39 protein-coding genes are annotated in these 25227 nt (G+C 35.9%); 2 read left to right on the top strand and 37 right to left on the bottom strand.

The annotated features are described in order from the left end of the window. Positions 1-90: 90 nt before the first annotated feature. The 7 genes from CRO45_RS20200 to CRO45_RS08495 form a co-directional block, all read right to left on the bottom strand. Positions 91-2109 (bottom strand): HNH endonuclease, encoded by a 2019-nt coding sequence (locus CRO45_RS20200; RefSeq protein WP_097149232.1) that lies wholly within the window; start codon positions 2107-2109, stop codon positions 91-93. Between the two features lie 109 nt (positions 2110-2218). Continuing rightward, positions 2219-3853 carry an RDD family protein gene (locus CRO45_RS08470; RefSeq protein WP_097149233.1) on the bottom strand — a complete coding sequence of 545 codons (1635 nt, stop codon included), beginning with the start codon at positions 3851-3853 and terminating at the stop codon, positions 2219-2221. A 72-nt stretch (positions 3854-3925) separates the two neighbouring features. Continuing rightward, complete coding sequence (locus CRO45_RS08475; RefSeq protein WP_097149234.1) at positions 3926-4378, bottom strand: hypothetical protein; 453 nt, start codon at positions 4376-4378, stop codon at positions 3926-3928. 170 nt (positions 4379-4548) lie between these two features. Next, on the bottom strand, positions 4549-5166 hold the full coding sequence (locus CRO45_RS08480; protein ID WP_097149235.1) for a hypothetical protein: 618 nt from the start codon (positions 5164-5166) through the stop codon (positions 4549-4551). 130 nt (positions 5167-5296) lie between these two features. After that, positions 5297-6034, bottom strand: a complete 738-nt coding sequence (locus tag CRO45_RS08485; RefSeq protein ID WP_097149236.1) for a hypothetical protein — start codon at positions 6032-6034, stop codon at positions 5297-5299. Then, entirely contained in the window at positions 6031-6330 is a 300-nt protein-coding gene (locus tag CRO45_RS08490) for a helix-turn-helix domain-containing protein (protein ID WP_097149401.1), read from the bottom strand. The genes CRO45_RS08485 and CRO45_RS08490 overlap by 4 nt, the downstream gene beginning before the upstream one ends. Further along, positions 6314-6514 carry a hypothetical protein gene (locus tag CRO45_RS08495; RefSeq protein WP_097149237.1) on the bottom strand — a complete coding sequence of 67 codons (201 nt, stop codon included), beginning with the start codon at positions 6512-6514 and terminating at the stop codon, positions 6314-6316. Before CRO45_RS08495 ends, CRO45_RS08490 begins: the two co-directional genes overlap by 17 nt. Positions 6515-6646: 132 nt before the next feature. On the opposite strand from CRO45_RS08495, the gene CRO45_RS08500 reads away from it, so the two are divergent. Then, positions 6647-7669 (top strand): hypothetical protein, encoded by a 1023-nt coding sequence (locus CRO45_RS08500; RefSeq protein ID WP_097149238.1) that lies wholly within the window; start codon positions 6647-6649, stop codon positions 7667-7669. Between the two features lie 37 nt (positions 7670-7706). Further along, positions 7707-8858 (top strand): site-specific integrase, encoded by a 1152-nt coding sequence (locus CRO45_RS08505; protein ID WP_097149239.1) that lies wholly within the window; start codon positions 7707-7709, stop codon positions 8856-8858. Between the two features lie 121 nt (positions 8859-8979). Here CRO45_RS08505 and rpsI read toward each other — a convergent pair whose 3' ends face one another. The 30 genes from rpsI to rpsS all read right to left on the bottom strand — a co-directional run bounded on the left by rpsI (position 8980) and on the right by rpsS (position 25212). Then, positions 8980-9372 carry a 30S ribosomal protein S9 gene (rpsI, locus tag CRO45_RS08510; protein ID WP_097149240.1) on the bottom strand — a complete coding sequence of 131 codons (393 nt, stop codon included), beginning with the start codon at positions 9370-9372 and terminating at the stop codon, positions 8980-8982. A 22-nt stretch (positions 9373-9394) separates the two neighbouring features. Next, positions 9395-9832 carry a 50S ribosomal protein L13 gene (gene rplM / locus CRO45_RS08515; protein ID WP_097149241.1) on the bottom strand — a complete coding sequence of 146 codons (438 nt, stop codon included), beginning with the start codon at positions 9830-9832 and terminating at the stop codon, positions 9395-9397. 178 nt (positions 9833-10010) lie between these two features. After that, positions 10011-10751, bottom strand: a complete 741-nt coding sequence (gene truA / locus CRO45_RS08520; RefSeq protein WP_097149242.1) for a tRNA pseudouridine(38-40) synthase TruA — start codon at positions 10749-10751, stop codon at positions 10011-10013. Between the two features lie 14 nt (positions 10752-10765). After that, complete coding sequence (locus CRO45_RS08525; protein WP_097149243.1) at positions 10766-11563, bottom strand: energy-coupling factor transporter transmembrane component T family protein; 798 nt, start codon at positions 11561-11563, stop codon at positions 10766-10768. Next, the gene (locus CRO45_RS08530) at positions 11560-12432 is read right to left on the bottom strand and encodes an energy-coupling factor ABC transporter ATP-binding protein (RefSeq protein WP_097149244.1); all 873 of its coding nucleotides are present in this window, start codon (positions 12430-12432) and stop codon (positions 11560-11562) included. The genes CRO45_RS08525 and CRO45_RS08530 overlap by 4 nt, the downstream gene beginning before the upstream one ends. Then, positions 12408-13253, bottom strand: coding sequence for an energy-coupling factor ABC transporter ATP-binding protein (locus CRO45_RS08535; protein WP_097149245.1), 846 nt, complete (start codon positions 13251-13253; stop codon positions 12408-12410). The genes CRO45_RS08530 and CRO45_RS08535 overlap by 25 nt, the downstream gene beginning before the upstream one ends. A gap of 460 nt (positions 13254-13713) precedes the next feature. Then, positions 13714-14094 (bottom strand): 50S ribosomal protein L17, encoded by a 381-nt coding sequence (gene rplQ, locus CRO45_RS08540; RefSeq protein WP_097149246.1) that lies wholly within the window; start codon positions 14092-14094, stop codon positions 13714-13716. A gap of 42 nt (positions 14095-14136) precedes the next feature. Beyond that, entirely contained in the window at positions 14137-15081 is a 945-nt protein-coding gene (locus tag CRO45_RS08545; protein WP_097149247.1) for a DNA-directed RNA polymerase subunit alpha, read from the bottom strand. 121 nt (positions 15082-15202) lie between these two features. Beyond that, complete coding sequence (rpsK, locus tag CRO45_RS08550; RefSeq protein ID WP_036172483.1) at positions 15203-15592, bottom strand: 30S ribosomal protein S11; 390 nt, start codon at positions 15590-15592, stop codon at positions 15203-15205. A gap of 24 nt (positions 15593-15616) precedes the next feature. Beyond that, a complete protein-coding gene (rpsM, locus tag CRO45_RS08555; protein ID WP_097149248.1) occupies positions 15617-15982 on the bottom strand; it encodes a 30S ribosomal protein S13 in 366 nt (121 codons plus the stop codon). A gap of 24 nt (positions 15983-16006) precedes the next feature. Then, positions 16007-16120 carry a 50S ribosomal protein L36 gene (rpmJ, locus tag CRO45_RS08560; protein ID WP_000868344.1) on the bottom strand — a complete coding sequence of 38 codons (114 nt, stop codon included), beginning with the start codon at positions 16118-16120 and terminating at the stop codon, positions 16007-16009. 37 nt (positions 16121-16157) lie between these two features. Next, complete coding sequence (gene infA / locus CRO45_RS08565; RefSeq protein ID WP_016839390.1) at positions 16158-16376, bottom strand: translation initiation factor IF-1; 219 nt, start codon at positions 16374-16376, stop codon at positions 16158-16160. Positions 16377-16798: 422 nt separating this feature from the next. Continuing rightward, entirely contained in the window at positions 16799-17455 is a 657-nt protein-coding gene (locus CRO45_RS08570) for an adenylate kinase (RefSeq protein WP_097149249.1), read from the bottom strand. 63 nt (positions 17456-17518) lie between these two features. Continuing rightward, entirely contained in the window at positions 17519-18814 is a 1296-nt protein-coding gene (gene secY / locus CRO45_RS08575) for a preprotein translocase subunit SecY (protein ID WP_097149250.1), read from the bottom strand. Further along, entirely contained in the window at positions 18814-19254 is a 441-nt protein-coding gene (gene rplO, locus CRO45_RS08580; RefSeq protein WP_097149251.1) for a 50S ribosomal protein L15, read from the bottom strand. The genes secY and rplO overlap by 1 nt, the downstream gene beginning before the upstream one ends. Positions 19255-19293: 39 nt before the next feature. Then, positions 19294-19476, bottom strand: coding sequence for a 50S ribosomal protein L30 (gene rpmD, locus CRO45_RS08585; RefSeq protein ID WP_097149252.1), 183 nt, complete (start codon positions 19474-19476; stop codon positions 19294-19296). A 13-nt stretch (positions 19477-19489) separates the two neighbouring features. Then, the gene (rpsE, locus tag CRO45_RS08590) at positions 19490-19990 is read right to left on the bottom strand and encodes a 30S ribosomal protein S5 (RefSeq protein ID WP_097149253.1); all 501 of its coding nucleotides are present in this window, start codon (positions 19988-19990) and stop codon (positions 19490-19492) included. A 21-nt stretch (positions 19991-20011) separates the two neighbouring features. Beyond that, entirely contained in the window at positions 20012-20371 is a 360-nt protein-coding gene (gene rplR / locus CRO45_RS08595) for a 50S ribosomal protein L18 (RefSeq protein ID WP_097149254.1), read from the bottom strand. Positions 20372-20405: 34 nt separating this feature from the next. Then, entirely contained in the window at positions 20406-20945 is a 540-nt protein-coding gene (gene rplF, locus CRO45_RS08600; RefSeq protein WP_097149255.1) for a 50S ribosomal protein L6, read from the bottom strand. Between the two features lie 30 nt (positions 20946-20975). After that, the gene (gene rpsH / locus CRO45_RS08605) at positions 20976-21374 is read right to left on the bottom strand and encodes a 30S ribosomal protein S8 (RefSeq protein ID WP_097149256.1); all 399 of its coding nucleotides are present in this window, start codon (positions 21372-21374) and stop codon (positions 20976-20978) included. Between the two features lie 29 nt (positions 21375-21403). Beyond that, positions 21404-21589, bottom strand: a complete 186-nt coding sequence (locus tag CRO45_RS08610; RefSeq protein WP_004233656.1) for a type Z 30S ribosomal protein S14 — start codon at positions 21587-21589, stop codon at positions 21404-21406. A gap of 21 nt (positions 21590-21610) precedes the next feature. Beyond that, positions 21611-22150, bottom strand: a complete 540-nt coding sequence (rplE, locus tag CRO45_RS08615; protein ID WP_097149257.1) for a 50S ribosomal protein L5 — start codon at positions 22148-22150, stop codon at positions 21611-21613. Between the two features lie 28 nt (positions 22151-22178). Further along, positions 22179-22487, bottom strand: a complete 309-nt coding sequence (gene rplX, locus CRO45_RS08620; RefSeq protein WP_097149258.1) for a 50S ribosomal protein L24 — start codon at positions 22485-22487, stop codon at positions 22179-22181. A 99-nt stretch (positions 22488-22586) separates the two neighbouring features. Beyond that, entirely contained in the window at positions 22587-22955 is a 369-nt protein-coding gene (rplN, locus tag CRO45_RS08625; RefSeq protein WP_097149259.1) for a 50S ribosomal protein L14, read from the bottom strand. 42 nt (positions 22956-22997) lie between these two features. Beyond that, positions 22998-23261: a 30S ribosomal protein S17 gene (gene rpsQ, locus CRO45_RS08630; protein ID WP_097149260.1), complete on the bottom strand. Its 264-nt coding sequence runs from the start codon at positions 23259-23261 to the stop codon at positions 22998-23000. 18 nt (positions 23262-23279) lie between these two features. Then, entirely contained in the window at positions 23280-23480 is a 201-nt protein-coding gene (gene rpmC / locus CRO45_RS08635; protein ID WP_036172451.1) for a 50S ribosomal protein L29, read from the bottom strand. After that, the gene (gene rplP, locus CRO45_RS08640; RefSeq protein WP_036183126.1) at positions 23470-23904 is read right to left on the bottom strand and encodes a 50S ribosomal protein L16; all 435 of its coding nucleotides are present in this window, start codon (positions 23902-23904) and stop codon (positions 23470-23472) included. Before rplP ends, rpmC begins: the two co-directional genes overlap by 11 nt. A 2-nt stretch (positions 23905-23906) precedes the next feature. Next, positions 23907-24563, bottom strand: a complete 657-nt coding sequence (rpsC, locus tag CRO45_RS08645) for a 30S ribosomal protein S3 (RefSeq protein WP_097149261.1) — start codon at positions 24561-24563, stop codon at positions 23907-23909. A gap of 3 nt (positions 24564-24566) precedes the next feature. Further along, positions 24567-24911: a 50S ribosomal protein L22 gene (gene rplV, locus CRO45_RS08650; protein WP_097149262.1), complete on the bottom strand. Its 345-nt coding sequence runs from the start codon at positions 24909-24911 to the stop codon at positions 24567-24569. A gap of 22 nt (positions 24912-24933) precedes the next feature. Further along, on the bottom strand, positions 24934-25212 hold the full coding sequence (gene rpsS / locus CRO45_RS08655) for a 30S ribosomal protein S19 (protein ID WP_036172443.1): 279 nt from the start codon (positions 25210-25212) through the stop codon (positions 24934-24936). Positions 25213-25227 lie beyond the last annotated feature (15 nt).

Below are 25227 nucleotides of genomic sequence, written 5' to 3' on the forward strand. Positions count from 1 at the left end.
AGACCTTTTCTATTTTATTAATAGAAAAATTCTAAGAATTATTTATTAAAAGCAAAAATTGTTTACTCTACGCTTCTATGGTAGTCTCTTTTAAATTTTCTGTAGCGTTCTTTCAAAGCTTGGTTCCAAATGTTTATTTAATCTAATATGAATTAAACGATTTGAATCAGTATTATTTAAAAAAAATAGTTCCCCCTCTTTTTCAAGTAGTTTTTTATAACCACCATACTCATAATGCATCACTTTATGATGATGTGGACACAACACTATGACATTCTTATAACTATCAAGAAACTCCTCTGATTCATCATTAGCACCTATGCCTTCATGTAACGGAACGATATGATGCACTTCAACATACTTCTTACCTTCTTTAGTAATAATCTGCGGAATCTGATCAGAATTTTCATTTCCACAAATTTGACAAGTATAATCGTATAATTCTTTTAGTAAAACAACTAGTTGTCTAGATCGTGCTATCTGTTCTACTGGTTGTTTAGTAGTGTTCAAATTACTCTGTAATTTTCTAATATTACCAAGCAGGAAATCCTCTACTTTATCAATTTCAACATCATCATCCTGCAGTTGAAGAAAAGCTCTATTTGTATTAATTGGTGATTGAATATTTTTTAAATAATCTTCTGCTTCTCTTTTAGATAATCGTTCAAAGCCCCATTCTTTTAATAACTCATCCTCGTCATAATTAATTTGGGTTGCATATGACCAAATTTTCTTATGAGGTAAAGTTTTTGATTCCAAATAAATTTTGTTATCGTTACTAACAAGTTTACAATTTTCCTCAACCATTCTAATTAATTCGAGTTCTTTAAAATCGTCCCGACCATCTATCTCTTCAAGAACTGGAGTATAATTTTTGGGTTTTCCAACAAGCTCTACATTATAATAGTTTTCTAAATAATCTTTAAAACTCATTTTTTGAATGGATGAATCAACTCTAAGTAAATTATATAATTTTGTACCCGATGGTATATAAACCTTCGTTTTCTTATTAGCAGTTGAAAGTTCTTCATCAACACGAAACTTCAATATGCGTTCAAGAAGTCTCTCATATCTTTGTCCATCTTGATTACCGATATACTTAAATCCGTATTCTTCCATTAACTTCTCAATAGTGATCCCACAATTATTGTAAGCAAAATGATATATTTTTTTGTAATCTTTGCTTTGCTTATCCTCAAAAAATACATGACCTGTATCATCCATATTAGCCTCGATTATTTCAAAGATTTTTTTATTACGAGGCACTCCTTTAATAACACTTAAATTATTAAAACCAAAATACTTATAAAAATCCTGAACATCTTTAAACTTATTAGATTTTTTCACCATTCTTTTCAAAGTACCAGTTTCACTTATTGTAAGTGTATACCCTTGTGGGTTTTTGGTGTCATACATAGCTAATTTATGAAGGAAATTTAACTCTTTTTCTTTAAACACATCAAAACCCTTTTTTATCAAGTTTTCAAACAGGCTAGAAGGCTGTTTAGAAGATAGTTTTAGGGTTCTATATGTACTTGTATCCCTAACTAGAAGGTAGAAATATTCTCCTACCTTTTGTTTTAATATTTGATAATGTAATGTCCCATTACTATATTTAACTCTTCTTGTTTCAATCATATCGTCAAAAGTAATCAAATCATGTTCGGTTAACTTTTCTATTGGTTCAGGTAAGCTCTTACTATCTAGCGATGTACTGAGCCAAATAGCTAAATAATAACCGTTACATTTCAACATTTCTAAAACAAATATTATATTAAAATCTGTTTCCCTAATAAGTTCTCTAAAAAGTGCCTTATTATGTCTAAACATTTTATTTTCTACTAAGAATAGATCTTCTTTTGGAACTAAATCTAGAGTCTCAAAATATTTAAACCCTTGTGTGCTTAGATAATAACTAATTTTATTTTTTACATTTATGTCTTCACTTTTAAATAAATCTTTATATTCCGGAAAACTTACCATAAAGTTGTAAATGGCATTACTTAGTTTTTTAAAATAATCCTGTAATCGAAATACCTTTTTATCTGGAAACAATAAATTCAATTCTTTATTCAAATCATTAATTTTCTTATGCATGAGATACGACATTTACATCCCCCATTGTTAAATTATCGAAAGCACCTCAATAATTTCCTGATCCCCTTATATCAGCCTCTAATTATCAAAATCTTTTAGCTACAAATTAAAGTCTATGGTTTTATAATTCTCTTAGCACTTCTCCAACAGTTTTATACTTCCTACCATTCTTATAATATCCATCAATTAAGTAAATAATTGAATCTACTTCACCACGTGACAAATATTCGCCATTGTTTTCCGCCACAGTACTTATCAATTCTCTTTTCTCAAAATTCGTCAAATAGCTCCAATCATAACCATCTATATCTATAGTGGACGCTCCTAAGGTACTTACGTTACTTTGACTTGATTCGGATATCTCTATAACCGCTTCTCTTACAGTTTTATATTTCCTTCCATTTTCATAATAACCGTCTATCAAATAAATAATTGAATCTACTTCATCTTGAGATAAATATTCACCATTGTTTTCTGCTTCCGTATTTATAAATTCTCTTTTCTCAAAATTCGTCAAATAGCTCCAATCATAACCATCTATATCCATAGCTGTTTCCACAAAGGAATCTTCTTTGCTTTGACTTGATTCAGAATACTCTTTAAGTACTTCCGCAACTGTTTTATACTTTTCTCCATACTGTGCATAAGTTACATCTACTAATAAAACAATTAAATCTATATCATCTTGCGATAAATATTTACCCTTGTTTTCCATTAACGTACTAATTAGTTCTCTTTTCTCAAAATTCGTAGAATTTCCCCAACCATAACCATCCATGTCTAAAGAAGGTTTTTCGAATGTACTTATTTTATCTTGGCTTGATTCCGAAATGTCTTCTCGCTCGCTGTTCTGAATATTCATACCGTTAATTGAAACTTCTTGATTACCATTGGAGTCAGTATTTTCTACATTTACTTCATCCTCAACTAAATAAATTCCTTCCTCCCGGTTAATTCCAATTGTATACTCCTTATTCAATTTCTCTTCTGAATCTCCACTAGCACTATTTGCCCCTATATTTCCTTTTGCAAATGTGCCTAGTAAGATAAGGATTAATGGTAATAATAATACTAACATCACCCTTAGGAATCCTATTTTTCCATGAGTAATTTTCAAATTATTCTTGCGATCCCAATAGGTTATTCCATAAGCTTTTAAATCACTATAGGATTCTGCTAAACAAAAGAAACTTACTATAGGAATACCCAACCCCAATCCCCTAAACCATAAAAATGTGCTTCTCTTTAGGGCTGTAGAAAGATTAATTCTATTCTCGTTTTTAGTTGTTATCTTTATTCTAAGTAAATATCTCCCTAAAGTACTTCCAAATAACGTAAGTAAAATAGAATCAATAAATATCCATAAAAATAAACCAATCAATCCAAAAATAACACCATTTGCTTCATACAAAACTTCACTTGGTAATATTAATGATAGAATTACAAAAAAGAGGCACAAGTCAAACATTTTAGCTAAGTATCTAATCCAAGGTCTACTTTTCGAATAAGTCTGAGAACCGTTTTGCTTATAAGTCGTACTACTCGAAACCTCTAATGGCAATGGTGGAGGTGTAATAGTAGAAAAAAGTGATGCTAGTTGATCACATTCCCCAGCTGCTTTCCAATCATTCATATTACTTGTCCATACTAACGTGTTTTTATCTAATACTCCCTCAAGAAATAACGTTAACAACTTTGATTCTTCAATGGGGCCATTCTGTTTCCCTTTATAAACATAAAACCAAGTTGATTCCATAAAGCGTCTCCCTAATTTAAATTATTAATATACTAACCCATTATGGCGGTTTCACTAGATTTGTAACCGCAATTAATCACTACAACCACAGCGACCTAATGTATCAATGGGAAAACCACAAGAATTACATATCGAAGTATTATGTACCGATACATTCCTTTGTTCAGGATTATATTTTTTTCCCTCAGTGATATTTTTATACGATACCTTTAATATATCCCTTGAACACTTTTTGCAAATATGATGCTCGATGTTATGAGTATTGAATAAATCCTTACTTTTACATCTTTTACAAAGGTTTATTATTAAATTTTTACTCTCAATAAAACTATCTATAAGCTTTTGTATCTCAATTATTACATAGTCTTGGATTTCACTTACTGTACCGTTTTGGATTAAAATATTTATTTCCCTTAGTAATTGTTTGTCTTGTATAATTAATTTTCGTAAATTTCGTTCTACATGCTCATCATTTTCACATTTATTAGATAGCCATTCTTTCATTATTTTCTGGATAGGAAACAAAAAAGTCACCCCTCATTTACTAAAATTGTAAATTATGTTTAATTTTATTCTATATAAAAAGACTCTTCACAACAAGTGAAAGAGTCCTAGGATATTATTACTAATAATTTTACTATTTCTAAACATAAGTCGCCCTTTACTTATACCCACTAAATCCACTTACTGATTACTTATTGTTTGAAATCTTTATTTAAATCTAAGAACTTATAAGCTCCACGTAACCAGTACTGAAAGGACAATTCACTATATTTTTTAAACTTGCACCACAATTTCTGATATGCAATCCATTTCATATATTTAGGTTTAGCAGGAAAAGGCCGGTTTAAGTTATATTTATACTCCTTATCTATTTTTCTTGCGACTTGTTCAGCTTTCCGTTGATAATAGTAACTATCCGTTTTTGTATGTTGTTGGGAATAGTAGTTTAAATTACAACATGTCCTACACGCTAATCCAATATTATCACCATATAATTTGCTGCTTCTTCTACCGCATGATGAACATATGAACCAGTATCTAACACCCCCATAATGACAGGGAGTTTGATCTACATAAATTCGTAATTCTAAATTTGAATAACTAAGGCTGATATACATTTCATCTGGATTAACAATACCACTCCCAAGTACTTTCCTAGAATTAGTAGGTGAATGAAGAGTAAATGATGATAGCCCAGTATCATTGAACGCTTTAGAAAAGAATCTGATAGAGAACGTTAATCTATTTTCTACAATATCCTTACTTTTTACATACCCAGCTCCATATCTACCACTTCCTACTCCTCCCATTCAAGCACCCCCCTGCATTTTCCTGACCCTGATTTACCTAAATAATTAAAGAAAACTACCTTGTTTATGAAATCGTGATGTACTTATATCTAATTCCTTAATAAAGTTATAGTTAACGAATTACCTAATTTTAAAACGAATACTCCAATTCCTCTAAATATCGAACGACACAACTTTTTCCACCATTTAACGCTAAGAACGATAAGATGTTACCATTATTCATAGGCGATAAGTATTCAAAATGGTAATCTATTATTTCCAACCATTTATCCTCATTGATATCTAAAGTAAGGCTTAAATCTTCGTAGTTTGAAATTAGCTCTCTCATTTTCTCATCATTCATTGTTGGATGATCTGTTTTAAACATATCCATATATCGTTGTGCATAATAGGCGAAAGCCTCATTTTCTTCAGAAATGAGGTATATGTTTTCTTTATTATTATTAATTTTAGTATTATTTAATTTATTATTATTAGTGTTCAGTTTTTTACCTTTTAAATGTTCAGTTTTTTTACTTTTAAAAGGTAAGTTTTTTTCCTTTAATATCTCCATAATCACTGTCTCATCTTCATTTATCTTAAAAAAACGCATTGGGGGAGAACCCCTGTTATCCCTCTTTATTAACTTTAACTCCACTAATTTATCAATTGCCTTTTTTTGCTGGTATTTAGTAAGCGTAGTATCTAGCTCCATATTTTCAATCGTATTAAAGAAAAAACCATCCTCCGTTAATAAGCCTCTTTGGGCAAAATACTGCTGTTTACTTATCAATTCAGCATATAACACAGCAGCATCCAAACCAATCAATCGAGACAATCTTTTGTTTACTATGATACTCCCGTCAGACCGCAATAAATCCAAGATCATAAGTTATTTACCTTCGGTGTATGTTCGCCAGAATTTTTTTGAATCCACGCCTTTACTGCTCCTCGATTCAAACGAATTACTTGTCCTCTTTGGAAATAGGGAATGTCATTGCTATCTATCAATTTTCGTATTGTTGGGACACTCACCTTAAGAAACTCTGCTGCTTGCTTTATGGTCATAATATCCTTATCATCTTTTTCCGCTTTGATTTCTTCCATCATCTCTTTTAATACTGCTCTTAGGTCACCCTTACTAATCAATATCTTGTCTTCGGGTATTTCAATCTTGAAGTTCACAAACATCACCTAGCTTACTAATCTCCAAAATTAACCACCTTTTCTCTTCCTGTTCCAATTCCTTTCGTAAAAGCCTTGAAAAAACACTTTCATCGATTTTCAATAATTCGGCTACTTCCCACTGCTTATAACCCATTGATTTAATCATATTTCTGATTTCTTGATTAGCTTTTCTCTTCTTCATTGAAGTACCTCCTTTTTAATTTACAAAACAAAACTTGAATTATTGTTTCTGTTGTTGTAATGTTAGGTTAACATTCAATATTTACATTTTTAATATATAAAAAGGGTAAATAATAAAAAGCGAGGTACATTTATGACTAACAACTCAATCTGGTGGAAATCTGAATTTGAAATTGAAGATATAAATGGAATTGAATTTATTGTTCAAATAAAAGGAGGTGAAAGAATTGATTATGATCCACTGAATTATGCTATACCAAATAAAAGACCAGACATTCCTAGTGGGCAAATAGAAATAGCTCCTCACATAGCATTAAGTCGGATTGATCCTGATAGTAAAGAAGAAATTTTAAGGTTCGTAAATGTATGGGGGCTATTAGGCTTACGAGATACAGCCATCTACGGTAATAAAGAAACAATCATCAATATATTTAATAATCATAATTTAGAACTTAATTATCCCAGTACAGAAGAGTTGTATAACAATAATAAAAGACGTGGAGGTGAAAGGAAGCGTGAACCTTTAATTGTTATTCAAGAAGCTGTTCGGACTTTTCAAGAAATTGTACAAAATATTAGCTTGTATCATGAGGATGAGGGCTTAATAAAAGGCATTCGTAGTTATAAACAACAAATTGAGTTCAAGAAAGACGTAATACGTAGAGAAGATGTAACAAATCAAACTTATAAAGGTGCTAAACAAAAAGAAGCGAGAGAACTTTTTAATAAAGACACACAATCATTTATTACATTTGAAAGTTTAAATAGGATGCTATCTGATGTACACCCACATGTATTTGCGGATACGAAGAACCATTCTATTTCAAAAGGTTGGCGTTTTAAGTCACTAATAGCAGCAATCTACCTAAGAGTTGCACTTGATTTAGAAGAAGATAAAAAAATAATTCATTGTAAATGGAGGAAATGTAATAAGCTGTTTATTCCTAATAGACCCGATAATCAACATTGCTCAGATGCCTGTAAAGACAATGAAAAAACAGATCGGGCGAATCAAAGAAAATGGTTGAAGGAAGCAATAGAACAATATAATACTCATCCAACAAACAAGATTGAAGAAGCATTTAATTCCTTAATTCAAGAAGGAGTAAGCGGAAGAGTAAAAATATTAGGGGCAATCGGAAAAAAATTACGCTAATTTTTTATTGTCATTATTAATAGAGAGGAGAAAATAAATGGCATCATTCCAAAAGTACAATACTAAAAAAGGACAAATGTGGTTGTTTATTATCGACACTGGAATTGATCCTGAAACAGGTAAAAGACAACAGGCTAAACGAAGAGGGTTTAAAACGAAGAAAGAGGCACAACAAGCTGCTTTGGAACTTGAACAACAACTAGCAAACGGTATATCACTAAATCATAATAAACTTACCTATCAAGACGTTTATGAAGAATGGTTTTCTACACACGTTAAAACGATTAAAATTAGTACCCAAAAGAGTATTGAATCAAAATTCAGTAAGCATATTTTACCTCGCTTTGGTCAATTAAAACTAAGGGATATTACCAAGACATACTGCCAAAAAGTAATTAATGATATAGCTGAGACCATTAATTCTGTTAATGACATTAAGATACAAGCTAACCAAGTTTTCAAGTATGCCTTAAAAATGGATATTATACAAAAGAATCCTATGGAGCATGTAAGCATACCAAGACAACAAAGTGAGTTCATCACCGAAGAAAATGAAAAGGATGCGCGAAATTATTGGAAAAAGGAAGAGATAAGGAATTTCCTTACCTTAACTAAACAGGAGTTATCATTTCGAGATTATGTATTCTTTCACCTTGCAATATATACAGGAGCGCGTAAGGGAGAAATTCTAGCTCTTACATGGGATGATATAGATTTCAAATCAGGATCTATTCGTTTTTCAAAAACACTTTTCCATAATAAAGGTCAATTCATCTTTCAAACGTCAAAAACAAAGGAATCTAGACGTTTAATCAGCCTAGATGATAAAACCCTTTCACTACTTAAAAAATGGCGTTTAAAGCAAAAAGAATGGGTTATGGCAAAGGGAATTAAATCTGATTATAAAGAACTTATTTTTAATCGCGAAGATGGTTCTCCAATACGCTTGGCTTATCCTAATGAAAAGCTTGATATCGTAATAAAAAACCATAATCTTCATCGAATAACTATTCACGGTTTACGTCACACTCACGCCTCCCTTTTATTCGAAGCTGGTGCAAGTATAAAAGAGGTTCAAGAACGTTTAGGTCACTCTGATATACAAATGACCATGAACATCTATACACACGTTACAGATACGTTAAAAGAGCAAACCGCGCAGAAGTTCCAAAAGTATATTGAACTATAAGTGTAGGTGACCAGAAGTGACCAAAAAACATTTCCGTGACCAAAATGTGACCAAAAGCGTTTTTCTACTCAAAAAAAGACCCTTTCCTCCGAAGAGAAAAGAGTCTTGAAACGTAGATATATTAACGTTTTGAGAACTGAGGCGCACGACGAGCACCTTTAAGACCGTATTTTTTACGTTCTTTCATACGTGGATCACGAGTTAGTAAACCTGCAGATTTAAGTGCTGGACGGAAATCTGGGTCAACTTGTAGTAACGCACGAGCGATACCGTGACGGATTGCACCAGCTTGACCTGTGAATCCACCACCGTTTACGTTTACGTGTACATCATAGCTACCTTTAGTTTGAGTTGCTTCTAATGGTTGGTTGATGATTAAGTGTAAAGTTTCGAATGGTAAGTAGTCTTCGATACTACGGTTGTTAATAACGATTTTACCTTCGCCTGGTACTAAACGTACGCGAGCTACTGAGCTTTTACGACGACCTGTGCCGATATATTGTACTTGTGCCAAGTGTATATCCTCCTCTAATTAATTATCCGCGAAGCTCGTAAGCTTCTGGTTTTTGTGCAGCATGTGGATGTTCTGCTCCAGCGTATACGTGAAGTTTAGAGAACATTTGACGACCTAAAGAGTTTTTAGGAAGCATACCTTTAACTGCTAATTCTAGCATTTGACGTGGGTATTTTTCTTTCATTTCGCCAGCTGTACGTTGTTTTAAACCACCAGCGAATTGAGTGTGACGGTAATAGATTTTACCTTCTAATTTGTTACCTGTTAATTCAATTTTTTCTGCGTTGATGATGATCACGTGGTCACCTGTGTCAACGTTTGGTGTAAATGTTGGTTTATGTTTACCGCGTAAGATTGAAGCTACTTCAGAAGCTAAACGTCCAAGAGTTTGGCCTTCTGCGTCAACTACTAACCATTTACGCTCTACTTCATGACCTTTAGCCAGAAATGTTGTACGCATTTATATATCCTCCTAATCGATTCGATTACCGTTATTTTTCATTATATAATCACTTATAAGATTCGGGGCTTATTCGTGGTTGGTAATGAAAATACCATATGTCATCTTATAATATTTTTCAAACTAAGTCAAGAAAAAATATGAACACCTGGTGAAGTTGCTTCTTATTTTTTTTAACTTAATAAAATACCTTTTCTAAAAATAAACCGTGTGGTGGTGCGGTTTTGCCAGCGTTCCCACGGTCCATCGATGCTATAATTTCCTTTAATTGGTTCGGATCACGTTTTTCAATACCGACTTCCCAAAGTGTACCTGCAATAATTCTCACCATGTTATATAAAAAGCCGTTACCTTCGATGGTCATATGTAACTCATCTTCATGCCATTTTAAATCCAATGAATGGACTGTACGTACTTTATCAACGACACTTGTATTTGCGGCACAGAAACAGGTGAAATCATGGGTGCCAATTATATATTGAGCAGCATCTTTCATTTTTTCTATATTAGGTTTAACACCCTTCGTATCTACAGTGTAATGCCTTCTAAAAGGGCTTTGAACTTGCTCACAACTCCAAATGTACCGATAACGTTTCCCTTTTACACTAAAACGAGCATGGAAGTCTGAAGGTACCTCTTCTACGTTCAGTATTCGAATATCACTAGGAAGTTGAACATTTAATGCCTTTTGATAACGATCTACAGGTATTGATAAATTCGTATCAAAGTGAATAACTTGTCCAGAAGCATGAACTTTCGAATCCGTACGACCACTCGCTGTGATACGTACGCTATCACCTTTATGCATTTTAGATAATACGTTTTCTATTTCGAGCTGAACTGTTCGCTCGCCTGGCTGTACTTGATAGCCTGAAAAATGAGTGCCATCATAACTAATCGTAGCTTTTAAACGACGCAAACATCATCACCCCTTTAGGTACGTAAATAGATTAATAATGCTGATAAGGCAACTAATACAACTAAACTAGTGGAATCACGCCAATCCCATTTTAATTTTCGATAACGTGTACGTCCTTCTCCACCACGATAGCCTCTAACTTCCATCGCTGTAGCTAAGTCTTCAGCACGTTTAAAGGCACTAACGAATAGAGGGACTAGTAACGGGACAACCGCCTTAATACGATCTTTTAATGGTCCAGCACTTAAATCAGATCCACGAGCCATTTGTGCTTTCATAATTTTGTCCGTTTCATCCATTAGAGTAGGAATGAATCTTAGTGCTATAGACATCATTAAAGCTAATTCGTGAACTGGAAGCTTTATTTTCTTTAATGGATTTAATAATACTTCAATTCCATCAGTAATAGAAATTGGTGATGTTGTTAACGTTAAAATGGACGTTACAAAGACTAGAACGACAAATCGAATGGAAATGTATATCCCTTGTCTTATCCCTTGTTCATATACTTTAAAGAAGCCCCATTCAAAGACAATATTTCCTTCTCTATTAAAGATAATGTGGATTAAGAACGTAAATACTAATAAAATCAAAACAGGCTTTAATCCGTTAATTAAAAAATATAAACGAATCCGTGACATTAAAATAATAAATAGCGTAAACGCTAATAACAAACCATACGTAATTGTATTGTTTGCAATAAACACGACAATGATAAAAGCAAATACAAAAATTAATTTAGAACGTGGGTCAAGTCGATGAACAAATGAATCACCAGGAATATAACGACCAAAAATCATTTTTTCCATCATTGCTCATCACTCTCCCTTCTTACTGAACTAGCAATTTCTAAAGCTAATTCCTCTTCAGTTAAACAAATTTTAGAGAGTTTTTTGCCTATTAAGTTCTCAATTTTTTGTTGAAATTTAATAATGCGTGGTAATTCTAGACGGTAACTTTCTAGCGTTTTTCCATCTGCAAATATTTCACGGGGTGTTCCTGTTAGAACACAACGTCCTTCATGCATAATTGCTAAGTTGTCCGCATATTTCGCAGCATCTTCCATACTATGTGTAACAAGTATCGTCGTTAACCCTTGCTCTTTATGCAGTTGATAGAACATGTCCATAATTTCACGTTGTCCACGTGGGTCGAGTCCTGCTGTTGGTTCATCCAAAACAATCACTTCTGGTTGTAATGCAAGTACCCCTGCAATCGCAACACGTCTCATTTGTCCCCCTGAAAGATCGAAAGGAGACTTTTCTAGAACAGAATCAGGTAAGCCAACAAGACTAATTAACTCTCTTGCACGTTTTTTAGCTTCTTCTTCAGAAACACCGAAGTTCATCGGCCCAAACATTATATCTTTTAGCACAGTTTCTTCAAACAATTGATGTTCTGGGAATTGAAAAACGATACCTACCTTTTGACGTATAGGCTTTAATTCTTTTGCTTTTTTCCCTGCAACAATTACTCGATCTCCGATATGTACTTCACCTTCAGAAGGCTTTAATAAGCCATTAAAGTGTTGTAATATCGTTGATTTTCCTGAACCAGTATGTCCTATAATAGCCTGATATGTCTTACTTGGGATCATTAAATCTACATCAAATAAAGCACGCTTTTCAAATGGTGTTCCCATAGAATAAGCAAAACTTACTTGTTGAAGTTTGATGTCCATAGATCATTCACCAACTCTTCTTCTGTCATATGTTCCCCAACTAATTGAACACCATTTGCTTTTAACAAGTTCGTCATTCTCATCGCAAAGGGCAATTCTAAACCAAATTCCACTAACTTATCACCAAGTGAGAAGACTTCTAGTGGAGAACCTTCCGCATATTTTTTCCCATCATTCATAAATAAAATTCGGTCTGCTAATAAAGCTTCTTCAACATCATGTGTTATTGATAAAACGGTTAACCCTGTTTCTTTTCGTAATTCCTGTACCGTATTTAGTACCTCAGCACGTCCCTGTGGATCGAGCATTGCTGTCGCTTCATCGAGTATTAGAATTTTTGGACGCATTGCTAGCGCACCTGCAATCGCAACTCGTTGCTTTTGTCCACCAGATAGATGATGTGGTTCATGATTTAAAAACGTATCCATTTTTACTTGTTTCAATGATTTATGTACTCTTTTTACCATTTCCTCGTGTGGAATACCGTTGTTTTCCAAAGCAAATGCAACATCGTCTTGTACTGTTGCCCCAACAAACTGGTTATCAGGATTTTGAAAAACCATTCCGATTTGTGTACGAGTTTCCCAAAGGTTCTCCTCCGAAAGAACATTTTTCATCACACGAACTTCTCCTTCTTGAGGGAAAAGAAGTCCACTAATTATTTTTACCATGGTAGATTTCCCAGATCCGTTATGTCCAACAATTGATATCCATTCGCCCTCATTAACGGTAAATGATACGTTTTGAACTGCTTTACGTGCGTCTTCTACTTCTGGAGTATATGAAAAACTTACATTATTAAACGACAGAATCTCACTCACGTCTAAGTCTCCTCTCAGCTAACTCTACTATTAATCTAAATTCATCATATCTAATTTTGTTAAGGAAATATATATCATACTTTTACATATACAAAAATAAGGTACGTTAACAATCAGATAATAATCTAGAATGGAACGTATCTTATTTTTACATATGTATTCAAATATTAGTGTCGCAAGAGTATAGTAAACTGGTACTCACTCCCATTATTAAATAAATAAAAAAGCGCGCACCTCATTCAGAGAAATGCGCAAGAACAACATTTATGTTTAAAAGCTTGGCTGCTCATTTCCAAGCTCTTATTGAATGAGGTGCGGTAGAGCTAGACGAGACGCCATCACTAAGGACCCGCTCATTTTAACGCTCAGTGCCATTTTATTGTCGTATAAATCATTTTAAAAAAAGGGTCCGGATTCAACCGGTGAACCGGACACCCCTATCGCAAGAATTGCAATTGAATTAAACTAATTCAATAACAACTACAGGCGCACCGTCACCACGGCGAGGACCTTTTTTAAGGATACGTGTGTAACCACCTTGACGATCTGCGTAACGTGGTGCTACATCGTTAAATAACTTTTGTAATGCGAAAGTAGTTGATTCGTTACCATTCTCATCAGTAGTTGTTGCAACTTCACGACGGATGAATGCAGCAGCTTGACGACGAGCATGTAAATCTCCACGCTTACCTAAAGTAATCATTTTTTCCACAACAGAGCGTAATTCTTTCGCACGAGCTTCTGTTGTTTCAATGCGTTCGTTAACGATTAAATCAGTAGCTAAGTCACGTAGTAACGCTTTACGTTGAGAACTTGTACGTCCAAGTTTTCTGTAACCCATAGATGTTCCCTCCTTCTTTTAGATCTCGAGTAGAAAAGTTGCTTAGTCTTCTTTACGTAATCCTAAACCAAGCTCTTCTAATTTCGCTTTTACTTCTTCTAGTGATTTTCGACCAAGGTTACGGACCTTCATCATGTCATCTTCTGACTTGTTAGCAAGCTCTAATACCGTATTGATACCAGCGCGTTTTAAACAGTTGTAAGAACGAACAGAAAGATCTAGTTCTTCGATCGTCATCTCTAAAACTTTTTCTTTTTGATCCTCTTCTTTTTCAACCATGATTTCAGCCGTTTGTGCTTCGTTCGTTAAACCAACGAAGATATTGAGGTGCTCAGTTAAAATTTTTGCGCCGAGCGAAATCGCCTCTTTTGGACCAATGCTTCCATCAGTCCACACATCAAGTGATAATTTATCGAAGTCAGAGTTTTGTCCGACACGAGTGTTTTCAACTTGAAAATTAACGCGTGAAACTGGAGTGTAAATAGAGTCGATCGGGATCACGCCGATAGGAAGATCTTCACGTTTGTTTTGATCAGCTGGAGTATATCCACGGCCACGACGTGCATACATACGAATACGTAAATGACCATTTTTAGCAATTGTTGCAATATATAGATCTGGATTTAAAATTTCAACGTCACTATCATGTGTAATATCAGCAGCTGTGACAACTGCTTCACCTTTCACATCAATCTCAATAACTTTTTCTTCGTCAGAGTAGATTTTTAGTGCAAGCTTTTTAATATTCAAAATAATAGATGCAACATCTTCAACTACACCTTCAACAGTTGAAAACTCATGTAGCACTCCGTCAATTTGGATGCTTGTAACAGCAGCTCCAGGTAGAGAAGACAGAAGGATACGACGTAAAGAATTACCCAAAGTGTTTCCATATCCGCGTTCTAGCGGTTCGACAACAAATTTACCATGTTTAGAATCTTCGCTGATCTCAACAGTTTCAATCTTTGGTTTTTCAATTTCGATCATTCAATTTACCCTCCTTCAAAACATCGGATGTATTAGGTTCATACCATCATATACTATTAATAATTGCACAAGTTATCGTTTTGCACAAACATGATGTACTCAAATACTTGAGACGCACCCATTACACACGACGACGTTTTGGTGGACGGCAACCGTTATGTGGAACTGGAGTAACATCTTTAATTGCAGTTACTTCTAAACCTGCTGCTTGAAGAGCACGGATTGCTGCTTCACGACCAGCACCAGGACCTTTAACAGTTACTTCTAACGTCTTCAGACCATGTTCAAGGGATGCTTTTGCAGCAGCTTCAGCAGCCATTTGCGCAGCATAAGGTGTAGATTTACGTGAGCCTTTGAAACCAAGCGCACCAGCACTAGACCAAGACACTGCATTACCTTGCATATCTGTAATCGTTACAATTGTATTGTTAAATGTAGAACGGATGTGAGCAATACCAGATTCGATATTCTTTTTCACACGACGTTTACGAGTTTGTTGTTTACGAGCCATGTTAAAAGGAACCCCCTTTACTTATTATTTTTTCTTGTTCGCTACAGTTTTACGAGGACCTTTACGCGTACGCGCATTATTTTTCGTATTTTGACCACGAACAGGTAAACCACGACGGTGACGGATACCACGGAATGAACCGATCTCCATTAAACGTTTGATGTTTAAAGAAACTTCACGACGTAAGTCACCTTCTGTTTTGTAAGAATCTAATTGTTCACGAATACGGTTTAGTTCATCTTCAGTTAAATCGCGAACGCGAGTATCTTCAGAGATATCAGCAGCTGCTAATACTTTTTGTGCAGTTGTTTTACCAATACCGTAAATGTAAGTTAATGAAATTACCACGCGTTTGTCGCGAGGAATGTCAACACCAGCAATACGTGCCATACTATTAGTGCACCTCCTTCTTAATTATCCTTGTTTTTGTTTATGTTTAGGATTTTCACAGATTACCATTACTTTACCGCGTCGGCGAATTACTTTACATTTTTCGCAGATCGGTTTCACAGATGGTCTCACTTTCATCTAACCCAACCTCCTTAATATTCCGGAGTGCAAAAGATTATTTAAAACGGTATGTGATACGACCGCGAGTTAAATCGTAAGGAGATAACTCGATAGTAACCTTATCTCCAGGTAAAATTCTGATAAAATGCATACGAATCTTTCCAGATACGTGCGCAAGAACCGTGTGCCCATTTTCTAATTCTACCTTAAACATCGCGTTTGGCAAAGTCTCAACTACTGTTCCTTCGACTTCAATTACATCGTCTTTCGCCATCAACCCTATCTCCCTTCTATATGCATCTTTTCCGATTCTCTATTAGAGAAACCATCCAATTGTTTTCTTCAAAAGAAGCAACACCATAAACATATGCATGGATTGTATGAGAGATGTTCGAAAGACGCTCGTCTGGTTTCGCTTCACACAATCCACGGATAAACAAGATCTAGCTAGTAGATTATGTATTATCCTTATTGTTTAACGATAGCCGGAATGTCTTGGATGAGAGATTCATACCCGTTTACACAGATGCTTCCACGAAACCCTTAACACACTTTTTAGTGTCATCCTATCTAAAATAAGCATTACACTTTTTAAAAGTGTATACCGGGCACATTATGCTTTTGCAACTCTCATAAATTTTTTGTTGCACCGCAGTTCACGCGCGAAAAGCAATATTATTCGCCTAATGCCGGGTATTAGCTGCGGCTGCCCTGTAATAATAGAGCGTCAAGATCAGCAAATACTTTATCAATATGTTGCTGTCCGTTAATATTCGTTAAAACACCTTTTGCTTCATAATAGTTTAGCAAAGGTTGCGCTTGATTCATATTTACTTCCAGACGGTTCGCAACCGTATCAGGATTATCATCAGCACGTGTGTATAATTCGCCACCATCTTTATCACATTTACCTTCCTCTTGAGGAGGGTTAAAGATAACATGGTACGAAGCACCGCAAACTTTACAAATACGACGACCACTTAAACGAGCAACAAGTTCATCTTTTTCAACTTGGATATTAATTGTATGATCAATCTTTTTACCAAGTTCAGTAAGAATAGAATCTAATGCTTCCGCTTGTGGTACTGTACGTGGGAATCCATCAAGTAAGAAACCTTTTTCACAATCTTTTTGGCTAAGTCGTTCGCGAACGATACCAATCGTTACTTCATCAGGAACAAGAGCTCCTTGATCCATAAACGATTTTGCTTTTAATCCTAATTCTGTGCCATCTTTAATAGCGGCACGGAACATATCGCCTGTAGAAATATGAGGGATAGCGTACTTCGCAACAATTTTATCTGCTTGAGTACCTTTGCCAGCACCAGGCAGACCCATTAAAACGATATTCATACGTTTAGTCTCCCCCTTATACAGCTGGCATAGGAAACAGATGACGTTTCCTATTTACCAACATTATTTCATAAAGCCTTTATAGTGACGTTTAACTAATTGTGACTCTAATTGTTTCATTGTTTCTAATGCAACACCGACTACGATAATTACACTAGTTCCACCAATTTGCGCTGAGGCAGGTAGGTTCATGAAATTAATAAATAGGATCGGTAACACAGAAATAACTACTAAGAATAGAGCGCCTACAAATGTTAAGCGGTATAAAACTCTTGTTAAGTAGCTTTGAGTATCACTACCCGGACGAATACCAGGTATGTAAGCACCTTGTTTTTTCAGATTATCTGCTAAATTTTCTGGGTTCACTTGAATAAATGCGTAGAAATAAGTGAATGCAGCGATTAAACCAACATATATTAACATACCAACAGGTTTAGTGTAGTCAAACGTATTGGAAATGAATGTTGTTACACTGTTTTGACCGAAGAACATAGCTAGAGTCTGAGGTGTAACAATAAATGCCATTGCAAAGATTACCGGAATAACCCCTGCAGCATTTACTTTTAAAGGTAAATGCGTTTGCTGTCCGCCAACTTGTGCACCACGACCAGCAACACGTTTAGCATATTGAATTGGAATTTTACGAAGTGCTTGTTGCACGTAAATTACACCAACAACGATAGCTAAAAGAATTACTACTAGAAGAGCAAGGATAATGATCTTAATGAAAAGTTGTTCTCCTGCACCTTCGATTTGTTGTGCATAAATTTGGTTTACTGCAGTTGGGATAGCAGCAACAATCCCGGCAAAGATAATGATCGAAATACCATTACCAACACCGTGAGCAGTAATTTGTTCACCTAACCACAATAGGAAAGCAGTACCACCTGTTAAAACAATTGCAATTGTTAAGTAAGATAAAACACTTGTATCAGTGATTAATGATCCACCGTACATTTGGTTGAAACCAAATGACATTGCAAATGCTTGGAGAAATGCTAATACAATTGTGAAATATCGTGTGAACTGTGCCAGTTTACGACGACCAACATCACCTTGTTTAGCCCACTCGGAAAACTTTGGTACTACATCCATTTGTAATAACTGAACAATAATAGATGCAGTAATATAAGGCATAATTCCCAATGCAAAGATTGAGAAGTTCGCCAATGCTCCACCACCGAATGTATTCAAGAAACCGACTAAATTAAATTGATCGGCAACTTGTAATACACTCGCATCTACGTTAGGTACTGGAATAAATGTTCCAATACGGAAAACGAGAAGCATTAATAGAGTGAAAATGATTTTATTTCTTATATCTCGAACACGCATGAAGTTAGAGATTGTCTGAAACATTAAATCACCTCTGTTGTTCCACCAGCATTTTCAATAGCTTCTTTAGCTGATGCAGAGAACTTGTGAGCTTTTACTGTAAGCTTTTTATTAAGAGTTCCATTACCTAGAATCTTAATGCCAGCTTTTTCATTACTCACAACACCAGTCTCAACTAATAATGCAGGTGTTACTTCAATGCCATCTTCAAAACGATTTAATGTATCAATGTTCACGATAGCGTATTCTTTACGGTTAATGTTCGTAAAGCCACGTTTAGGTAAACGGCGGAAAAGTGGGTTTTGACCACCTTCGAATCCAGGGCGTACGCCGCCACCAGAACGGGCGTTTTGACCTTTGTGACCTTTACCTGCAGTTTTACCGTTACCAGAACCGATACCACGACCAACACGGTTACGTTCTTTACGAGAACCTACCGCTGGTTTTAACTCATGAAGTTTCATATGGGTGGCACCTCCTTGTTCAATGTTTAGGGATAATAATTATTTTTCGTTAATAGTAACTAAGTGAGCTACTTTGTCTAACATTCCGCGAACAGCTGCGTTATCAGCATGTTCAACAGTTTGGTTTAATTTACGCAAACCTAAAGCTTCAATTGTTTTTCTTTGAGCAGGTTTTGTACCAATAACAGATTTAGTAAGGGTGATCTCTAGTTTGTTAGCCATTATGATTCCCCCCTTATCCTAATAATTCTTCCACTGATTTACCGCGAAGTTTTGCAACTTCCTCTGCGCGTTTTAGTTCTTTTAATCCTTGGATTGTAGCACGTACCATATTGATTGGTGTGCTTGAACCTAGAGATTTTGAAAGAATATCAGTAATACCAGCAAGTTCAAGTACAGCACGTACTGGACCACCAGCGATAACTCCTGTACCAGCAGATGCAGGTTTAATTAAAACTTTACCTGCGCCAAAGCGACCGTGTACTTCGTGTGGAGTAGTTCCACCAACACGTGGTACTTCAATTAAGTTTTTCTTCGCATCTTCAACTGCTTTTTTGATTGCGTCTGGAACTTCTTGTGCTTTACCAGTACCGAAACCAACATGACCGTTTCTATCTCCAACAACAACTAGTGCTGAGAAGCGGAAGCGACGTCCACCTTTAACAACTTTAGCAACGCGGTTGATCGTTACTACGCGTTCTTCAAATTCAAGTTTGTTTGCGTCAATTCGACTCATGAAGTATGTCCCTCCTTCTTATTAAAATTCTAAGCCGTTTTCACGTGCAGCTTCTGCTAAAGCTTTCACACGTCCATGATATAAGTAACCACCGCGGTCAAATACTACATTAGTAATATTTTTTTCCACAGCACGTTTAGCGATAATTTCACCGATTTTTGCTGCAGCTTCAGCATTGTTACCAGCACCCTCAAAACCTTTTTCTTGAGTTGATGCACTAACAATTGTTACACCTGCAACATCATCAATAATTTGCGCATAAATGTTCTTGTTTGAACGGAATACGTTAAGACGTGGACGTTCTGCAGTACCAGAAATTTTTGTACGAACACGCGCATGACGTTTTTTACGAACTTGATTTTTATCTTGTTTCGTAATCACTGTGAGGTCACTCCTTTCTAACGCTTATCTAGCATTATTTACCTGTTTTACCTTCTTTACGACGAACATGTTCACCTTCGTAACGAATACCTTTACCTTTATAAGGTTCTGGTGGACGTACTGCACGGATGTTTGATGATAATGCACCAACACGTTCTTTATTGATACCTTTTACAATCACTTTTGTGTTTGAAGGAACTTCGATTTCTAAACCTTCTTCAGGTGTGAACTCAACTGGATGAGAATATCCAACGTTTAATACAAGTTTTTTCCCTTGTAATTGCGCACGATAACCGACACCGATAAGTTCTAGTGAACGAGTAAATCCTTCAGAAACACCAGTTACCATATTAGCTAGTAATGCACGAGTTGTACCGTGGATTGTACGGTGTTCTTTTGATTCAGAAGGACGTGTTAATGTGATCACGTTACCTTCTTGTTCGATTTTAATATCTTGATTAAAAGTTTGAGTAAGTTCGCCTTTTGGTCCTTTAACAGTAACAGTGTTATCGTCTGCGATCGTTACTGTTACACCAGCAGGAACCTCGATTGGTTTTTTACCTACACGAGACATTTAGTTGCACCTCCATTCGTTTATAGCATATTACCAAATGTAAGCTAAGATTTCTCCGCCAACTTGTTTAGCACGAGCTTCTTTATCAGTTAAAACACCTTGAGAAGTTGATACTAAAGCGATACCTAAGCCGTTTAATACTTTTGGTACTTCGTTTGTTTTAGCGTAAACACGTAGTCCAGGTTTTGAAATACGTTTTAAACCAGTAATAACACGTTCATTATCTTTACCGTATTTTAAGAAGATACGGATGATACCTTGTTTATTGTCTTCAACATACTCTACATCACGGATGAAACCTTCACGCTTTAAAATTTCAGCGATTTGTTTCTTTAAATTTGAAGCAGGAACTTCTAATTTTTCGTGACGAACCATGTTCGCATTACGAATGCGAGTAAGCATATCTGCAATTGGATCAGACATTGTCATATATTTTACCTCCTTCCCAAATTAGGGGATTACCAGCTAGCTTTTTTAACGCCTGGAATTTGTCCCTTATATGCAAGTTCACGGAAACAAATACGGCAAAGTTTAAATTTACGATATACAGAATGTGGACGGCCACAGCGCTCACAACGTGTATATTCTTGAACTTTAAACTTTTGCTTACGTTGTTGTTTAACGATCATTGATTTTTTAGCCACGTTCTCGCCCTCCTTGTTTTATTACTTTTGGAACGGCATACCGAATTGTGTCAATAACTCGCGAGCTTCTTCATCAGAATTCGCAGTCGTTACGATCACGATGTCCATACCGCGTACTTTTGAAACTTTATCGTAATCGATCTCAGGGAAAATTAATTGTTCTTTTACACCTAATGTGTAGTTTCCGCGACCGTCAAATGCTTTTTTAGATACACCACGGAAGTCACGTACACGTGGAAGTGCAATTGCGATTAATTTATCTAAGAAATCATACATACGGTCACCACGTAATGTAACTTTTGCTCCGATTGGCATACCTTCACGTAGGCGGAATCCAGCGATTGATTTTTTCGCTTTTGTTACAACTGGTTTTTGACCTGTAATAATCGTTAATTCTTCTACAGCAGCATCAAGTGCTTTTGAGTTTTGAACAGCGTCACCAACACCCATGTTGATAACGATTTTTTCAACTTTAGGCACTTGCATAATAGATTTATAATTAAATTTGCTCATTAGAGCTGGAGAAACTTCTTTTGAATATTTTTCTTTTAGGCGGCTCATGTTCGTACCTCCCTTCTTAGTTTACTTATTAGTCGATTACTGCACCTGATTTTTTTGCAACACGAACTTTTTTGCCATCTTCGATTTTATAACCTACACGAGTCGGCTCGCCAGATTTAGGATCGATAAGCATTACGTTCGAAACGTGAATTGCAGCTTCTTGGCTTACAATTCCACCTTGTGGGTTTAACTGGTTAGGCTTAACGTGTTTTTTAACAATGTTTACACCTTCAACAAGAACACGGTCTTTTTTAGGGAACGCTGCTAATACAACGCCTTCTTTACCTTTGTCTTTACCAGTAATAACTTTTACTTTGTCGCCTTTTTTTACATGCATTATGTGTCGCACCTCCTTGATTGGTACTGTCATGTAAATCTATTTTTATTTCCTAACACTCTAGATCTTCAGAAGTAAAATACTTCTTCGATTAAGAAGTTATAGAACTTCTGGAGCTAGAGAAACGATTTTCATGAAGTTGCTATCACGTAGTTCACGTGCAACAGGTCCGAAAATACGTGTTCCGCGAGGTGATTTATCGTCTTTGATAATTACACATGCGTTTTCGTCAAATTTGATATAAGTACCGTCTTTACGACGTACACCAGATTTAGTTCGAACAACAACAGCTTTTACAACGTCACCTTTTTTGACAACGCCTCCAGGTGTTGCTTTCTTAACTGTACAAACGACGATATCGCCGATGTTCGCAGTCTTACGTCCTGAACCACCTAGTACTTTGATCGTTAATACTTCACGAGCACCTGAGTTGTCAGCAACTTTCATACGACTTTCTTGTTGGATCATTTAGGTTACCTCCCTTCGGAAATTAGAAATCCGAAAATGTTATTAAATAATAACCGCTTTTTCTACGATTTCAACTAAACGGAAACGTTTTGTAGCTGAAAGTGGGCGAGTTTCCATGATACGAACGATATCACCGATTTTCGCTTCGTTTAATTCATCATGAGCTTTGAATTTTTTAGAGTATTTTACACGTTTACCGTATAATTTGTGTTTCTTGTGTGTTTCAACAAGAACTGTTACTGTTTTATCCATTTTGTCAGAAACAACACGGCCTGTGTAAACTTTGCGTTGGTTACGCTCAGTCATACCTTACAACCTCCTTTATCAGTTATTTGCACTGATTTCTCTTTCACGAATCACAGTTTTCATGCGAGCTATCGCTTTACGAACCTCACGAATGCGAGCTGTGTTTTCTAATTGACCAGTCGCCAATTGGAAGCGAAGGTTGAAAAGCTCTTCTTTCAGTGATTTTACTTTTAATTCTATCTCAGATGTGGCAAGTTCACGAAGTTCATTAGCTTTCATTAGATTCACCACCAGTTTCTTGACGTTTAACTACTTTACATTTAACAGGAAGTTTGTGTGATGCTAAACGTAGTGCTTCACGAGCGATTTCTTCAGAAACCCCAGCAACTTCGAACATAACTTTTCCTGGTTTTACTACTGCTACCCAACCTTCAGGAGAACCTTTACCGGAACCCATACGAACCTCTAGAGGCTTTTTCGTGTAAGGCTTATGTGGGAAGATTTTGATCCATACTTTACCGCCACGTTTCATGTAACGTGTCATAGCAATACGAGCTGCTTCGATTTGACGGTTAGTAATCCAACTAGCTGTTTGAGCTTGTAAGCCCCATTCACCAAAAGTTACTTCTTTACCGCCTTTCGCTTCACCACGCATGTTACCACGGTGTTCACGACGATATTTTACGCGTTTTGGTAATAACATAATTATTTGCCTCCTTCCACAGAGTTCTTCTTCGTAGGAAGGACTTCACCACGGTAAATCCATACTTTAACACCTAATTTACCATAAGTTGTGTCAGCTTCTGCGTGAGCATAGTCGATGTCTGCACGAAGAGTATGAAGTGGAACAGTTCCTTCACTATAATGTTCAGCACGCGCGATATCAGCGCCACCTAAACGACCAGATACTTGTGTTTTAATTCCTTTTGCACCAGCACGGATTGTGCGTTGGATTGCTTGTTTTTGAGCACGACGGAATGATACGCGGTTCTCAAGTTGACGAGCGATATTTTCTGCTACTAAACGAGCATCAAGATCAGCTTTTTTAATTTCAATAATATTAATATGAACGCGTTTACCAGTTGTATCGCTTAAGTATTTACGTAAGTTTTCTACTTCTGTACCGCCTTTACCAATTACCATACCTGGTTTCGCAGTATGAATTGTAATGTTTACACGGTTTGCAGCGCGTTCGATTTCTACTTTAGAAACAGCAGCTTCTTTTAAAGCAGATTCGATATATTTACGAATTTTGATATCTTCGTGTAAAAGAGTTGCATAGTCTTTTTCAGCGTACCATTTTGACTCCCAGTCACGAATAATACCAACTCGTAATCCTATTGGATGTACTTTTTGACCCACGGATTAACCCTCCTTCTTCTCAGATACCACTAGAGTAATGTGGCTTGTGCGTTTGTTAATTGCGCTTGCACGTCCTTGTGCACGTGGACGGAAACGTTTTAATGTTGGACCTTCATCAACAAATACTTCAGAAATAACTAAATTGTTTACATCTAATTCATAATTATGCTCAGCGTTCGCAACTGCAGATTTTAACACTTTTTCAACGACTGGAGACGCCGCTTTTGGAGTATGACGTAAAATTGCAACTGCTTCACCTACTTGCTTACCTCGGATTAAGTCTACAACTAGACGTACTTTACGAGGAGCGATACGCACTGTGCGAGCGATAGCTTTAGCTTGTGTCATTCGAATTTACCTCCTCTCAAAATTAGCGTCTTGTTTTTTTGTCATCCGCACCGTGACCTTTATAAGTACGTGTTGGCGCGAACTCGCCTAACTTATGACCTACCATATCTTCTGTTACGTATACAGGAACGTGTTTACGTCCGTCGTATACAGCAATTGTTAATCCAACGAAGTTCGGGAAGATAGTAGAACGGCGAGACCAAGTTTTAATTACTTGTTTTTTCTCTGAACTCTCTTGTGCTTCCACTTTTTTCATTAAGTGATCATCGACAAAAGGTCCTTTTTTCAAACTGCGACCCATTTAGGAACCTCCCTC

Source organism: Ureibacillus acetophenoni (assembly GCF_900220965.1).
Taxonomy (GTDB): Bacteria; Bacillota; Bacilli; order Bacillales_A; family Planococcaceae; genus Ureibacillus; species Ureibacillus acetophenoni.